10 protein-coding genes are annotated in these 15174 nt (G+C 63.9%); 9 read left to right on the top strand and 1 reads right to left on the bottom strand.

Annotated elements, in window-relative coordinates:
• The first annotated feature begins 169 nt into the window (after positions 1-169).
• Positions 170-625 carry an Lrp/AsnC family transcriptional regulator gene (locus tag AC4FAH_RS06125; RefSeq protein ID WP_043334316.1) on the top strand — a complete coding sequence of 152 codons (456 nt, stop codon included), beginning with the start codon at positions 170-172 and terminating at the stop codon, positions 623-625.
• A gap of 54 nt (positions 626-679) precedes the next feature.
• Here AC4FAH_RS06125 and AC4FAH_RS06130 read toward each other — a convergent pair whose 3' ends face one another.
• Entirely contained in the window at positions 680-1696 is a 1017-nt protein-coding gene (locus AC4FAH_RS06130) for a 2-hydroxyacid dehydrogenase (RefSeq protein WP_279836791.1), read from the bottom strand.
• Positions 1697-2140: 444 nt separating this feature from the next.
• Between AC4FAH_RS06130 and doeA the strand changes: the two genes are divergently transcribed.
• From doeA to AC4FAH_RS06170, 8 genes are all read left to right on the top strand, one after another.
• Positions 2141-3451, top strand: coding sequence for an ectoine hydrolase DoeA (gene doeA, locus AC4FAH_RS06135; RefSeq protein ID WP_279836790.1), 1311 nt, complete (start codon positions 2141-2143; stop codon positions 3449-3451).
• A gap of 45 nt (positions 3452-3496) precedes the next feature.
• Complete coding sequence (gene doeB / locus AC4FAH_RS06140; protein ID WP_279836789.1) at positions 3497-4582, top strand: N(2)-acetyl-L-2,4-diaminobutanoate deacetylase DoeB; 1086 nt, start codon at positions 3497-3499, stop codon at positions 4580-4582.
• Entirely contained in the window at positions 4579-5082 is a 504-nt protein-coding gene (locus tag AC4FAH_RS06145) for an Lrp/AsnC family transcriptional regulator (RefSeq protein WP_192837421.1), read from the top strand. Before doeB ends, AC4FAH_RS06145 begins: the two co-directional genes overlap by 4 nt.
• Before the next feature lie 94 nt (positions 5083-5176).
• Complete coding sequence (locus AC4FAH_RS06150) at positions 5177-6190, top strand: LysR family transcriptional regulator (protein ID WP_490245773.1); 1014 nt, start codon at positions 5177-5179, stop codon at positions 6188-6190.
• A gap of 73 nt (positions 6191-6263) precedes the next feature.
• Positions 6264-7217 carry a glutamate racemase gene (murI, locus tag AC4FAH_RS06155; protein ID WP_279836787.1) on the top strand — a complete coding sequence of 318 codons (954 nt, stop codon included), beginning with the start codon at positions 6264-6266 and terminating at the stop codon, positions 7215-7217.
• A 207-nt stretch (positions 7218-7424) separates the two neighbouring features.
• The gene (gene trmA / locus AC4FAH_RS06160) at positions 7425-8555 is read left to right on the top strand and encodes a tRNA (uridine(54)-C5)-methyltransferase TrmA (protein WP_248380820.1); all 1131 of its coding nucleotides are present in this window, start codon (positions 7425-7427) and stop codon (positions 8553-8555) included.
• 357 nt (positions 8556-8912) lie between these two features.
• Positions 8913-13751: an NAD-glutamate dehydrogenase gene (locus AC4FAH_RS06165; RefSeq protein WP_279836786.1), complete on the top strand. Its 4839-nt coding sequence runs from the start codon at positions 8913-8915 to the stop codon at positions 13749-13751.
• A 338-nt stretch (positions 13752-14089) separates the two neighbouring features.
• Positions 14090-15174, top strand: a 1085-nt coding sequence (locus AC4FAH_RS06170) for a hypothetical protein (RefSeq protein WP_483416779.1), incomplete at its 3' end; no start/stop codon positions are given.

The following is a 15174-nucleotide window of genomic DNA, read 5'->3' on the forward strand; positions in this document are numbered from 1 at the left end:
TGAAAGGCGCAGTCGAGGGCGAGGCAGTGGTCGGCATGGCGGCATTTCCGGTCGCAGGAAGGAGCTTTCATGGTACGACCAGCCGCCAAGCAAAACTTGCCAGTTGTCATGGCGTGAGCCATGTTTCATGGCAAGAATTCATTGCGAGGTGAGGGTAATGGAGAAAATAGTGCTCGATGCCACGGACCGCGCCCTGCTGCGGCTGCTGCAGCGCGATGCCAGCCTGTCGTTGGCGGCGCTGGCGGAAGCCGTGCATCTGACCACGTCTCCCTGCTGGAAGCGCCTCAAGCGCCTGGAAGAGTGTGGCGTGATCACCGCACGGGTGGCGTTGCTGAATGCCGAGCTGATCGGCATGGGGCTGACGGCCTTCGTGCAGCTCAAGACCCGCGATCACTCGCGGGCCTGGTTCGAGCGTTTCGTGGCCATCGTCGAGGAGATCGAGGAAGTCACCGAGTTCTATCGCATGGCCGGTGACTACGACTATCTCCTCAAGGTGCAGGTCGAGGACATGAACGCCTACGACCGCGTCTACAAGCGGCTGGTCAACACCATCGACGAGCTGAGCGACGTGTCGGCCCGCTTCGCGATGGAGCGCATCAAGACGACCACCGCGCTGCCGCTGTGATGGCTGTCAGGCAGTGACGTCTGATCGCCGGTTGAGCACCGCGCGCCAGCGCGCTCAATAACCGTGCTCGCGGCTGATGCCGGTCAGCACCTCACCCCGCTGAATGCGACGAATGTTGTCGGCCAGCTGGTCGGCGGCCTCGGCCACCGGGGTCGGCGCGGCGGCATGCGGCGTGATGATCACGCGCGGCTGGTGCCACAGCGGACTGTCCTCGGCCAGTGGCTCGTGCTGGAAGACATCGAGCAGGGCGCCCCTGAGCTTGCCTTCCTCGAGCGCCGCGACCAGATCCTCCTCGACCACGCTGCTGCCGCGCCCCGGATTGATCAGCACGGCGTCGTCGGGCAGAGCCTGGAAGACCTCGGCGTTCAGCACGTCTCTCGTGGCCGGGGTATTGGGCAACAGGTTGATCACCGCCTTGAGGCCGAGCGACTCGTCGCCCAGCACTTGCTTGAGCGAGCGGCCGCCTTCGCCGGTCTCATGGTGGCAGGTCACGCCCTGCAACGTGTGGGCGCTGCGGCTGAAGCCATGTACCGGATAGCCGTCTGCCGCCAGCGACTCGGCGATCTGGCTGCCGATGGCGCCGAGCCCGAGTACCGCCACCGGGTACTGGTGGGCGCGCACCACGCGGTGTGGGGCCCACTGGGTGTCCGCCTGCTGTCTGGCGTAGCGGTCGAAGTCACGCCGAAAGTGCAGCAGGCCGTAGCGCACGTAATCCAGCATGTGGCTGGCCATGCCGGCATCGCTCAGCTTGAGTACCGGCACATCGTCAGGCAGTGCCGGGTTGTCGAGCAGGCTGTCGACGCCCGCGCCCAGATTGAGGATCGCCTTGACGTCGTGATCACGGTGGCGCTCGAACAGCGCCGCAGGCGGCGCCCACACCACCAGCACATCGCCCAGCATCTCGCCGTCATCGGCAACGATTTCCAGCGGCGCTTGTTTTGATGACGGTTCCGACGGCTGTTCCGACGACTCGCCTTGCCGCGACCCCTTGGTGCTGGCGGTATCGCACAAGCGCTGACGCAGAGCATCGCACCAACGTTCGGCGCGTTCATGATGTACCAGTATTCGCATGCTGTTCTCCTCTTCAGGGACGCTGGGTGGCGGGTCGGGATTGCTGCACTCTCCCGGCCTGTTCGCAGGCTCTGTTCGTGGCTCTGTGCAAAGGGGCTGGAGTTGTCGCCTCACCATGCGCCATTGCCTTGCGGGCATGGCCGGCTCGCGGGCGGCAATGGCGCAGGCCTTGCAAGGGCTCAAGCGAAGGGCGACAGTGCCAGAGTCGTCCTTTGACCCGTTGTTGGCAGAGTGACAGACTCGAATCCAGAGGGGAATTCGGATGTACGCATGTACGCCGACCCTGCCGACCCGCAGGGCGCATCGTTCGCTCGCGGCGCAGGCAGGCATTGTCAGCCCGATGCGGCTGGCAGGTCGGTCACCCGCCGCCTGGCCCTGCGTATGGCCACTGGCTCCGCCCCAACGTGCTGCTTGCCTCAAGGCCTGATCGAAAAGGAGCGCTGCATGAGTCAATTCCCGCCCCATACTGGTGCGCCCCAGCCAGCCTTCGCTGGCCTGGCCACCTTGCCCAGCAGCGAGGCACCGGCCACCGAGAGTGACTGGACGCCACGTGCGCTGTCCGCTGGCCGTCAGGCCTTCACCATCGGCGAGTATCGCGCGCGCATCCATCGGGTGCGTGAGGCCATGGCGCGCGCTGGCATCGATGTGATGGTGATTTCCGACCCCTCCAACATGGCGTGGCTTACCGGCTACGACGGCTGGTCCTTCTATGTGCACCAGTGCGTGCTGCTGGGGCTTTCCGGCGAGCCGGTCTGGTATGGGCGCCGTCAGGACGGCAACGGCGCGCTGCGTACCTGCTGGATGGGTGAGGACAACATCCTGTGGTATCCGGATTACTACGTGCAGAATCCGGACATGCATCCGATGGAGTTTCTCGCCCAGTCCATCCTGCCGCAGCGTGGCTGGCACGATGGGGTCGTCGGGGTCGAGCTCGACAACTATTACTATTCGGCGCGGGCGCACCTGTCGCTGGTCAAGGAGTTGCCCCACGCGCGGCTGGTGGATGCCAACTCGCTGGTCAACTGGTGTCGGGCGATCAAGTCCGAGCAGGAAATCGCCTATATGCGCGTGGCCGGGCGCATCGTCGAGCGCATGCATTCACGCATCCTAGAGATGATCGAGCCGGGCCTGCCCAAGAGTGCGCTGGTCGCGGAGATCTACCGGGTCGGCGTCGAGGGCGTGATCGGGCCCGAGGGCGAGATTCTCGGTGGCGACTATCCGGCCATCGTGCCGCTGCTGCCCACTGGCAGTGATGCCGCCGCGCCGCACCTGACCTGGGATGACACGCCATTTCGTCAGGGCGAGGGCACCTTCTTCGAGCTGGCCGGCTGCTACAAGCGCTATCACGCACCGCTGTCGCGTACCGTGTTTCTCGGCCGTCCGCCGCGCGATTTCGTGCGTGGTGAGTCCGCCTTGCTGGAAGGCATCGAGAGTGGTCTGGCCATCGCCAAGCCCGGCAATCGCTGCTGTGACATCGCGCTGGCGCTGGGCGCGGCGATGGACAAGTACGGCTTCGACCGTGGCGGCGCACGCTGCGGCTATCCCATCGGCATCAGCTATCCGCCGGACTGGGGCGAGCGCACCATGAGTCTGCGCCCCAGTGACGAGACCGTGCTGGAACCGGGCATGACCTTCCACTTCATGCCCGGCATGTGGATGGACGACTGGGGGCTCGAGATCACCGAGTCGATCCTGATCACGGAAAACGGTGCCGAGCCGCTGTGTGATGTGCCGCGCCAGCTGTTCGTCAAATAGCCTGCCGACAAGTGTCAGCAGCCCGCCATAACAAGGAGTGGTGTCATGCGAGAGTCCCCCGTCAGTCTGACCATCGATCTGTTCGCCGATGGCGTTCAGCACGGTTTCTTCAAGCTGCCGATCTCGACTGACGAGTCGGCGTGGGGCGCGGTGATGACCCCGATCAGCGTGATCGCCAATGGTGAGGGGCCGACGGTATTGCTGACCGGCGGCAATCATGGCGACGAGTACGAAGGCATCACCGCGCTCTACAAGCTGGCGGCGCGTCTGACTGCCGAGGACGTGCAGGGCCGCGTCATCATCGTGCCGACCATGAATGCGCTGGCGGCCAAGGCCGGGCGGCGTTGTTCGCCTCTCGATGGCGGCAACCTCAATCGCAGCTTCCCCGGCAGCCCCACCGGCGGCCCGACCGAGCAGATCGCCGACTACTTCACCCGGGTGCTGGTGCCGCAGTGCGACTATGCGCTGGACCTGCATTCCGGCGGCCGCACCCTGGATATCCTGCCGTTCGCGGCCGCGCACCGTCTCGACTATCTCGAGGAGTCGCTGGGCGTCGAGCAGTGTCGTCTGCAGGAAGCCGAGAGCCTGGCCGGGGCGCTGGCCTTCGGGGCGCCCTCGGCGATGATGATGTTCGAGCTGGACGCCGAGGCACTCTACGACACCGCGGTGGAGCGCCAGGGCAAGGTCTTCGTCACCACGGAGCTGGGCGGCGGCGGTTCCACCACGCCGGAGCGTCAGGCGATCGCCGACCGTGGCGTCGACAACTTCCTCGCCTTCAGTGGTGTGCTGCGCGAGCGCAGTCGCGCGGATCTAGAGCAGGACATCGAGCGCCAGCGTGCCAACCAGGCGAACGCGCCGCTGTTGATCGACATGCCGGATGCCAGCTGTTACGTGCAGAGTGAGCATGAAGGGCTGCTGGAGCTGTGCGTGGCACTCGGCGAGCAGGTCACGGCGGGGCAATGCGTGGCGCGGGTCTATCCGCTGGGGCGCGCCGGTCAGGCGGCGGTGGAATATCGCGCGGCCCGTGATGGCGTGCTGGTGGCGCGGCGCTTCCCGGCCCAGGTGAGTCTGGGCGACACCCTGGCGGTGATCGCGGAAGTCGTGGACGACCTGGCGCGAGAGGCCTCATGAGCGCGAGTCCCTCCCGCTCGCAGCCAGCGCCGAAGCTGGATGCCTTCGATCTCAAGATTCTGGCGATACTCGAGCGCGATGGCCGTATCACCAAGTCGCGGCTGGCCGAGGAGATCAACCTGTCGGTCAGCCCGTGCTGGGAGCGCGTCAAGCGCCTCGAGCAGGCGGGCATCATCGAGGGTTATGCCGCCATCATCAATCAGCAGCGCCTGAGTGATCAGCAGGGTGGCGCTGCTTCGGGGGCTGCCCCGCGCACGCCGGTGTGGGTCGAGATCCACCTCAAGCATCATGATGCCGGCAGCTTCCAACGCTTCGAGCGTGCCATGCGAGAGGCGGATGAGGTGATCGAGTGCGTCGCCGTCGGCGGCGGGGTGGACTACCTGCTGCGGCTGGAGACCGCCAGCATCGATGCCTATCAGCGTCTGGTCGATCACTGGCTGGTGTCAGAGCTGGGCATCGATCGCTATTTCACTTACATCGTCACCAAGCAGGTAAAATAGGCGCGCCGGGCGCGGACTTGTCGTCATCTTGCCGTCCCGCTTTTCAGGCTCACTTTCCTGGCTCATTTTCCTTGATCGCAAAGGGGATCGCACGATGGATAGACTCACTGCCATGCAGGTGTTTCGCGCCGTGGTAGAGGAGGGCAGTTTCGCGGGCGGTGCTCGTCAGCTGGGACTATCCAACGGCATGGTCAGCAAGCAGATCTCGCGCCTGGAAGTCGAGCTGGGCGTTCGCCTGCTGATGCGCACCACGCGCAGTCTGCAGCTGACCGCCGAGGGCGAGCATTACCTGGCGGGTGCCTGTCGTGTGCTCAATGACCTTCAGGCGCTGGAAGACAGTCTTGGCGAGCGTCAGGGCGAGGTTCGGGGGCGCTTGAAGACGTCGGCGCCGATGGATTTCAGCATCCAGTGTCTGATGCCGGCCCTGGCGCATTTCCGCCAGACCTACCCCTATGTCGAGCTCGACCTGCGCCTGGAGGATCGCCATGTCGATCTCATGGCCGAGGATTATGATCTGGTGATTCGCGCCGGTGCGCTGTCTGATTCCAGCCTGATCGCGCGCCGGTTGGCGGGCACCCAGGTCGGAGTCTATGCCAGCCCGGGTTACCTGGCCGAGAATGGCACGCCCGAGGTGCCGGAAGACCTTGCCCATCACCGCTGCCTGAATTACACCCAGCAGCGCGAAGGGCCGGTGTGGAGCTTCATGGTTGACGGGCGGCCACGCAAGATCCGCCTGTCGCCGACCTTCAGCTGCGACAGCGGGCGCGGGCTGGTCGAGGCCGCTGCCCAGGGCATCGGCATTACCTGCAAACCGGATTTTCTGGTGGCCAATGACGTCGCCAATGGCCGCCTGGTGCCGCTGCTTGTCGACTACTGGTGCGCGCCGGTGGATATCCATCTGGTCTATGCCGAGCGCGACATGCAGCCGGCACGCCTGCGGGCATTGATAGAGGTGCTGTGTGAGCACTTCGCGCGGATTGGCCACACGATGATGCCCGACGTGCTCGCCACGTCATCGACAGCCGTCCGCGACACCACGGCCGTGAATGATGCCGGGCAGAACGATCTGTCACCGCTCGAGGCTGTGAAGCCGGGTCTGCGGCCGTGATAGACTCCGCGCCCTTGTCCCGTCTGTTCGAGTCGCCCGTCTCCATGATGATTGTCGCCAGCGGTATCTGCCGATGAGTCCTGCCCGCCCAGGCGACACGCCTGCCTCTGCTTCCCGTTCTTCTGCCCCGGTGCTGGTCTTCGATTCCGGCGTCGGCGGGCTGTCCGTCGCCGCCGAGATCCGCCGCCAGTGGCCGCAGCTGTCGCTGGCCTATGTCTGTGACAACGCCGCGTTGCCCTATGGCACCAAGCCGGATGACTGGTTGATACCGCGCATCGTTCAGGTGTGCGTGGCGGCCGTCGAGGCAAGCGGGGCACGGGCGTTGGTGGTCGCCTGCAATACCGCCAGCACCCTGGCGCTGACGGCGCTACGCGCAGCGCTGTCGATTCCGGTGATCGGCACCGTGCCCGCCATCAAGCCGGCGGCGACGTTGGCACGTGCGCGTCAGAGTGCAGCACGTCGTGAGAAGTGCGAGCCGCCGGTCTTCGCGTTGCTGGCGACATCCGCCACGGTGCGTCGCGCCTACACCGAGCAGCTGATTCGTGACTTCGCCGCCGACTGTCGCGTGATTCGCGTCGCCGCCGATCCTCTGGTCGCGGAGGCCGAGCGGCGTCTGCGCGGTGAGCCGGCGCGCCCCGAGGTGGTGGCGGCCAGTCTGGCTGATCTGGCGGCGGTCGAGGCGCTGGAAGTGGTGATTCTCGGCTGCACGCATTTCCCGCTGCTCGGCGCCGACATCTCGCAGGTGCTGGGCGAGTCTCGGGTGGCGCTGGTGGATTCCGGCGCGGCAATCGCCCGCCGCGTGGCGGAGGTGCTGGCGCTTGGTGCTGCGGCGCAAGCGGCTGATCAGCAATTCGCTCAGGCTGCTCAGCAAGTCGCCCAAGAGGCTGAACAGCAAGTCGCTCAAGCGGTTCAACCAGCACCGCATGAGCACATGGCGCTGGCGACGGATGCCCGGCAGCCGGGGCTGGCCACGGCGCTGGCCAGTCAGGGTTTCGCCGCGCCGCAGGCGCTGGCGTTCGACGACTGAGGAGCAGGGGCGTTGACTCTCGCGGCCCTCTTGCACCTGCCTGCTCCCGCCTTGGCTCGCCATTTGGCGCTTGAGCTTCGCGCTGCCGATGGTAGGCTAGCGCGCCCAACCTTTGAATGGACGTGATCGGCATGGTTCACCATGACGTCCCCGCGTCCCTTTGCTCATCGTTTCAGTGCTGCGGTATGCCCGCAGGCAGGAGTCAGTGTGGCCATCGCCGTCGTCGATCCCAGTCAGTATGAACAGCAGCTCGCCGAGAAGGCCGAGCAGACCCGCGCACGTTTCGCTGCCTTCGATGCGCCGGAACTCGAGGTGTTTCCCTCGCCGCCCAGCCATTACCGCATGCGTTGCGAGTTCCGGATCTGGCACGAGGATGATGACCTCTATTACGCGATGTTCGAGGTCGAGTTCGACGACGAGGGCAACAAGAAGAAGACGGTCGTGCGCATGGACGACTTCCCGGTCGCCAGCCAGCGCATCAATGAATTGATGCCGCTGCTGCGTGAGCGACTCAAGGCAAGCCCGGTGCTGCGTGAGCGTCTGTTCCAGTGCGAGTTCCTCACCACCCTGAGCGGCGAGGCGCTGGTCACGCTGATCTACCATCGCAAGCTCGGCGAAGACTGGGAAGCCGAGGCGCGTGCGCTGGAAGAAGAGCTCGATATCATGATCATCGGGCGTTCGCGCAAGCAGCATATCGTGCTGACGCGCGATCACGTCTTCGAGCGTCTCGAGGTCGATGGCCGCGAGTACGTCTATCAGCAGGTCGAGAACAGCTTCACCCAGCCCAATGCCGAGATCTGCCGCTCGATGCTCAGCTGGGCACGAGACGTGACTCATCCTGACAAGGCGCAGGCGGAAGGCCGTGAGCAGGGCGATCTGGTCGAGCTCTACTGCGGCAACGGCAACTTCACCATCGCGCTGGCCGAGAACTTCCGCCGCGTGCTGGCCACCGAGATCTCACGCACTTCCGTGGCCTCGGCGCAGGTCAACCTGGCGGCCAATAGCATCGACAATGCCCAGGTGGCGCGCATGTCGGCCGAGGACTTCTCGCTGGCGCTGGCGGGCGAGAAGGCGGGCCGTCGTGTCGCGGAGATGGACCTCGACAACCACGACTTCCGCACCGTGCTGGTCGATCCGCCGCGTGCCGGCCTCGATGCCGACAGCTGCGAGCAGACCGCGCGCTACGAGCGCATCGTCTATATCTCCTGCAACCCGCAGACGCTGATCGACAACCTTGAAGTACTGTGTCGCACGCACCGTATCGAACGCTTCGCGCTGTTCGATCAGTTCCCGTATACCGACCACCTCGAATGCGGTGTCTATCTGGTTCGCAGATAAGCGCATCTTCACACCGACAGCCGATGTCACGCCTGCATGAACGAGGTATCGCGCCAATCGTTTGAAAAACCAGAGCCCCGTCGTCATCTACCTGTCAGGTAGGGGACGACGGGGCTTTTTTGCGCACATGACAGTCACTCGAATTAGACTTTCGTTTCATGCGCGGACCGCCAAGTCAATACCCGATGCACAGATGTAATGCTGCATGACCAATATGGAACAGGCATGGGGCAGAGGCGCAGACTGCGCTAGTCTGTGATGCACTGCATGAGTCTGTGCTGCAACGCCTTTTTGGCCGGCGCAGACTCTCTATGACTATTTTCCCTGATACATCCATCAGGTCAGTCGAGGTGATTGATGCTACACGTGGCGACGGACGGCAAGCAGGAATTTCTTGCGCAGCTCGAAGAGCAGCTGGACAAGCGACTTCCCAAGGACAAGGTGGACGTGATCGCGGCGTTTGCGCGCGACTATCACGCAACGGCCTCCTTCGAGGACATGGCCGAGCGCAAGCTGGATGACCTCTACGGTTCCACCCTGGCCGTATGGCACTTCCTGCAGAGCCTCGAGGCTCCCAAGGTGCGTGCCTACAACCCGGACTTCGAGAAGCATGGTTGGCAGTCGACGCACACCATCATCGAAGTGCTGCACCCGGACATGCCGTTCCTGGTCGATTCCGTGCGTATCGAGCTCAACCGTCGTGGCATCACCGTTCACGCCATCCACAACGCCGTGCTGGCCGTTGCACGTGATGATGCCGGTCAGCTGGAGCGCGTGACGGCACCGCGTGCCGAGAACGCCCCGCAGCACCGCGAGTCGCTGATCTACATCGAGGTCGATCGTCACAACGACGCCGAGACGCTGGAAGACCTCGAGACCAGCCTGCGTGAAGTGCTGGCCGAAGTGCGCGTTGCCGTCGCTGACTTCGACGCCATGCGCAGCCAGGGCGCCCAGGCGCTGCAGGAGCTGCGTGACAACCGTCCGCCGACCGTCTCCGAGGCTGACCATCAGGAAGCCTGCGACTTCATGCAGTGGATGGGCAACGACCACTTCACCTTCCTGGGCTATGACGAGTACACCGTCGATGAGCAGGAAGACGGCACCCGCGTGCTGAACAAGGTCGAAGGTTCCGAGCTGGGGGTGCTCAAGCTGGACCTCGAGCGCTATCACGAGCAGTCCCGTCACCAGCAGAGCGTCAACAGCGATCAGTACGTGCTGATTCCGGAGCTGCTGTCCTTCGCCAAGAGCGCCTTCCACGCCCGCGTGCACCGTCCGGCCTACCCGGATTACATCACCGTCGAGCGCTTCGATGAAGAAGGCCGCGTGATCGGCGAGCGCCGCTTCCTGGGGCTCTACACCTCCACGGTGTACAACCAGAGCCCGCGCAACGTGCCGATTCTGCGTCGCAAGGTGCAGGACGTCATGGAAGCCGCCGGCGTCAACCCGAAGGGCCACAACGGCAAGCACCTGCTGCAGATTCTGGAAGTCTATCCGCGCGATGACCTCTTCCAGATCTCCACGGACGAGCTGACCCGTACCGCCACCAGCATCCTCAACATCCGCGAGCGTCGTCGCGTGCGTCTGATCGTGCGTGAAGACCGCTTCGGCAAGTTCTTCTCGGTACTGGTGTTCGTGCCGCGCGACGTCTATTCCACCGACCTGCGTGTGCGCATCCAGAATCTGCTGTGTGAAGAGCTGAACGCCACCTTCGGTGACTTCACGCCGTATCTGTCCGAGTCCGTGCTGACACGTATCCAGTTCATCCTGCGCTTCAAGGGCGATGAGCCGGGCCAGTACGACATGCGCGCGCTGGAGAACAAGATCGCTCAGCTGGCCCGCAGCTGGCGTGACGAGCTGCACGCCGCCATGGTCGAAGGCTTCGGTGAAGAGCAGGCCAACGAGCTGATGACTCGCTACCGTGATGCCTTCCCGGGCAGCTACCGTGACGACTTCTCGCCGCGCACCGCCGTCTATGACGTGGGCCATCTACGCGCGCTGGACGAAGGCCAGGCCGTCGGCCTGAGCACCTATCGTCTGGTCGAGGACGACAACTCCGGCGTCAACCTGAAGCTGTTCCACAAGCATCAGCCGATTCCGCTTTCCGACGTGCTGCCGGTGCTGGAAAACCTCGGTCTGCGTGTCATCGGTGAGCGTCCCTACGAGATCACCCGCACCGATTCCTCCTGCTGGGTGCACGATTTCGATCTCGAGCATCACGGCAAAGGCGCGGTCGAGCTCTCCGAAGTGCGCGAGAGCTTCATCGAAGCCTTCAAGAAGATCTGGTCCGGCGAAGCCGAATCCGATGCCTTCAACCGCCTGATCATCGGCTCTGGCCTGGACTGGCGTGAAGTGGCGATGCTGCGTGCCTACGCGCGTTACCTCAAGCAGATCCGCTTCGGTCTCTCCCAGGCCTACATCGCCAATGCGCTGGGCAGCCATCCGGACATCACCCGCGAGCTGGTGCAGCTGTTCAACCTGCGCTTCGACCCGCAGGGTCAGGGTGGCGAGGATGACGTCAACGCCTGCCGCGAGCGCATCAATGGTCTGCTCGACCAGGTCTCCAGCCTGAACGACGACCGTCTGCTGCGTCGCTACGTCGACCTGATGATGGCCACGCTGCGTACCAACTTCTTCCAGCCGGCGGAAGATGGCCAGGCCAAGGACTACATCAGCTTCAAGCTCGACACGCGCAGCATTCCTGACGTGCCGAAGCCGCGCCCGATGTTCGAGATCTTCGTCTACTCGCCGCGCGTCGAAGGTGTTCACCTGCGTGGCGGCAAGGTCGCACGTGGTGGTCTGCGCTGGTCCGACCGTCATGAAGATTTCCGCACCGAGGTGCTGGGTCTGGTCAAGGCACAGCAGGTCAAGAACGCGGTCATCGTGCCGGTCGGCGCCAAGGGCGGTTTCGTCTGCAAGCGCATGCCGGAAACCACCGACCGCGACGTGATCCAGAAGGAAGGTATCGCCTGCTACCAGATCTTCATCCGCGCACTGCTCGACATCACCGACAACCTGTCCGGCGGTGACGTGGTGGCCCCGACGGCCGTCGTGCGTTACGACGAAGACGACCCCTACATGGTCGTCGCGGCCGACAAGGGCACCGCGACCTTCTCCGACATCGCCAACGCCATCTCCAACGAGTACGGCTTCTGGCTGGGCGATGCCTTCGCCTCCGGTGGCGCCAACGGTTACGACCACAAAGGCATGGGCATCACCGCCAAGGGCGCCTGGGTCAGCGTGCAGCGTCACTTCCGCGAGATGGGCATCAACATCCAGGAAGACGAGTTCAGCGTGGTCGGTATCGGTGACATGGCCGGTGACGTCTTCGGCAACGGCATGCTGCTGTCCGAGAAGATCCGCCTGGTCGGTGCCTTCAACCACCGCAACATCTTCGTCGATCCGAACCCGGACACCGCGAAGAGCTTCGCCGAGCGCGAGCGTCTGTTCCGTCTGCCGCGTTCCAGCTGGGACGACTACGACAAGAGCCTGATCAGCGAAGGCGGCGGTCTGTTCTCGCGTGATGCCAAGACCATCGCCATCAGCCCGCAGATGAAGGAAGTCTTCGACATCAGTGCCGACCATCTGGCGCCCAACGAGCTGATCAACGCGATGCTCAAGGCGCAGGTCGACCTGATCTGGAACGGCGGTATCGGAACCTACGTCAAGGCGTCCAGCGAGTCCCACGCCGATGTCGGCGACAAGGCCAACGATGGCCTGCGTATCGACGGCCGTGAGCTGCGCTGCAAGGTGGTGGGCGAAGGCGGCAACCTGGGTCTGACCCAGCGTGGCCGCATGGAAGCCGCGGCCCAGCAGGGCGTGCGCGTCAACACCGACTTCATCGACAATGCCGGTGGCGTGAACTGCTCGGATCACGAGGTCAACATCAAGATCCTGCTGGACGACATCGTCGCCCGTGGTGATCTGACCGACAAGCAGCGCAACCAGCAGCTCGCCGAGATGACCGACGAAGTCGGCGAGCTGGTGATCAAGGACAACTATCGCCAGACCCAGGCACTGTCGCTCTCCGAGCAGCAGTCCAGGGAAGGTATGGGCGTCTTCCGTCGCTTCATCAATGAGCTGGAAGCGGCCGGCACCCTGGACCGTGAACTCGAGTTCCTGCCGTCCGATGAAGCGCTGATCGAGCGTTCCAACGCCGGTGAAGCCCTGACCCTGCCGGAACTGTCCGTGCTGGTCTCCTACGCCAAGAGCGATCTCAAGACCAGCTTGATCGCCTCTGACGTGCCGGACGACAGCTACGTGCAGCAGCACCTCGAGCGCGCCTTCCCGCGCGTGCTGATGGAGCGCTTCCCGGAAGAGATGTACCAGCACCGTCTGAAGCGTGAAATCGCCGCGACCCAGATCGCCAATGACCTGGTCGACCACATGGGCATTGCCTTCGTGCGTCGCCTGGAAGACACCACTGGTGCCGACAAGGCGGAAATCGCGCGTGCCTACATCGTGGCGCGTGACAGCTTCAATCTGGAAGCGCTGTGGACCCAGATCGAGGCCCTCGATCACCAGGTGCCGGCAGAACTGCAGTACCGCATGATGGGCGACCTGATGCGCCTGATGCGTCGTGCCACTCGCTGGTTCCTGCGTCAGCGCAGCTCCATGGGCGTCAAGGAATGCATCGGCCACTTCGCCCCGCGTCTGGCCCAGCTCTCCGAAAGCATCGGTGAGCGTCTCAAGGGCGAAGCCCGCGAGAACTGGGAAGCGCGTCGCGACAGCTATGTCGAGGCAGGCGTGCCGGAGGCCCTGGCCAGCACCATCGCCGCGACCTCAAGCCTCTATGCAGGGCTTGGCATCATCGAGGCGGCCAAGGCGACCGGCGAGAAGATCAATCGCGTGGCAGAAGCCTTCTACGGCATCGGCCATCGTCTGGAGCTGCCGTGGGTCGGTGACAAGATCAACGGCCTTGAGGTGCAGGACAGCTGGCAGGCGCAGGCACGTGAAAGCTTCCGCGATGATCTCGATCGTCAGCAGCTGGCACTGACCGTCAGCGTGCTCAAGCAGGACAATGCACCGCGCGAGATCGATGAGCGTGTCGACAGCTGGATGGCCAGCCACGAGAGTCTGGTCAGCCGCTGGTGCTCACTGCTCGGCGAGATGAAGGGCGGTGCTCAGCTGAGCTTCCCGCTGTTCGCGGTCGCCCTGCGCGAGCTGGTCGATCTGGCCGAGTCCAAGCGCGAAGCCTGATGCTTTCGGCCTCGGAGGCAGCAAGAGGCTGACGCAAGTGGCGAGCATCTGATGACTCGCTGATAGAAGCCCTCACCATTGGTGAGGGCTTTTTCATGTCGGGAATGAATAAAAAAGTGATAGCTGAAGCCTGCGGTAAGGTAACTGTCGTCAGCTGTCTGGTATGCTGAATGGCGACCAGTGCAGAGACTGATACAGGCCCTGATGGTTGCATCCTTTTCTGCAGGCCCTGTTTTCAGTCCTTGATTTTCAGACCCTCATTTCAAGTCTCGGAGTCGCTGCGGCGCTCGCTGGAGGCTTCTGTTTTCAAAGCATCAGTACAACAAGGCAGAGACACCATGTCACATCGTGCATTACCCCTCGCCTGCGCCCTCGCGCTCGGCCTGTCCACTCTGGCCTCCCAGGCCGTGCTGGCCGATGGCAGCCCCGCTCAGCAGCGTGCAGAAGAAGCGGCAGGCAAGCTGGACATCTCCAAGTTCCTCAAGCCGCGCAGTGATGCCCACAGCCAGAACTTCCTGTTCGGCGGCACCAGCGTGCACCAGTTCACCATCAAGGAAGCCGGACGCTACGAAATCGATGGCGTCGCCAGTTTCGATGTGACCGACCCCTACACCATGAAAGCCACGCTCGAGAGTGAGCAGGGTGAGGTCGTGGCCACTGCAGAAGGTGACAGGGCCTCTGATGGCTTGAACATGAATACCGAGCTTGAGCCGGGCGTCTACAAGCTGCGTGTGCGCGCCGACAAGCTGGGGGCTGGCAAGTCGGGCGGCAACACCTATGAAATCAACGTCGCAGGCCTGAGCGAGAGTGGCGAGAAGCTGTCTGCCGAGGAAAGCGGCATCGAGACCGGCAACGGCCTGGTCTTCCTCGACACCGATGGCGATGGCCGTCGTACCGCCTTCGTCGATGCCAACGATGAAGTCGCGACCATCAAGCCGGCCACCGTTGCCGCCGCCGAACAGGCCGCCCGTGAGAAGAAGGCTGCCGAGACAGGCAATGCGGCAGCTGAAGGCGCTTCCGCCACAGGCGCCGTCGCTACTACTTCGGCAGCCGCGACTGCTGCAGCCGAGACGTCTGCCGCTGCTGCCACGACCGCTGCTGCCACGGGCAGTGCAGCCGTGACGGAAACCGAGGCCGAAGCGGAGCCGGATCGTCGTTTCGACGAGATCGTCACCGATGTGCGCATTCTCGAGAAGGGCGAGGTCATGACCTTCGATGTCGCGGACCGCGGCACCGTGACCATCGACAGCGAGACCTTCCCGGGCAGCGAAGGTACCTACAAGCTGCAGATGCGCCTGCTGGACGAGAGTGGCAATACCGTCGCCAGCGACAAGGGCGAAGGCTTCCAGGGCGACTTCCACCTCAAGACCGTGCTTGAGCCGGGGCGTTACACCGTCTGGGTCAGCGGTCAGAAGTTCGGCTC

Source organism: Cobetia sp. (assembly GCF_983723665.1).

Excerpts from the sequence above, each read along its gene's own strand:
- AC4FAH_RS06165 (WP_279836786.1), top strand. The coding sequence starts at position 8,913 with ATGCTACACGTGGCGACGGACGGCAAGCAGGAATTTCTTGCGCAGCTC.
- AC4FAH_RS06145 (WP_192837421.1), top strand. The coding sequence starts at position 4,579 with ATGAGCGCGAGTCCCTCCCGCTCGCAGCCAGCGCCGAAGCTGGATGCC.
- AC4FAH_RS06130 (WP_279836791.1), bottom strand. The coding sequence starts at position 1,696 with ATGCGAATACTGGTACATCATGAACGCGCCGAACGTTGGTGCGATGCT.
- doeB (WP_279836789.1), top strand. The coding sequence starts at position 3,497 with ATGCGAGAGTCCCCCGTCAGTCTGACCATCGATCTGTTCGCCGATGGC.
- murI (WP_279836787.1), top strand. The coding sequence starts at position 6,264 with ATGAGTCCTGCCCGCCCAGGCGACACGCCTGCCTCTGCTTCCCGTTCT.
- AC4FAH_RS06150 (WP_490245773.1), top strand. The coding sequence starts at position 5,177 with ATGGATAGACTCACTGCCATGCAGGTGTTTCGCGCCGTGGTAGAGGAG.
- doeA (WP_279836790.1), top strand. The coding sequence starts at position 2,141 with ATGAGTCAATTCCCGCCCCATACTGGTGCGCCCCAGCCAGCCTTCGCT.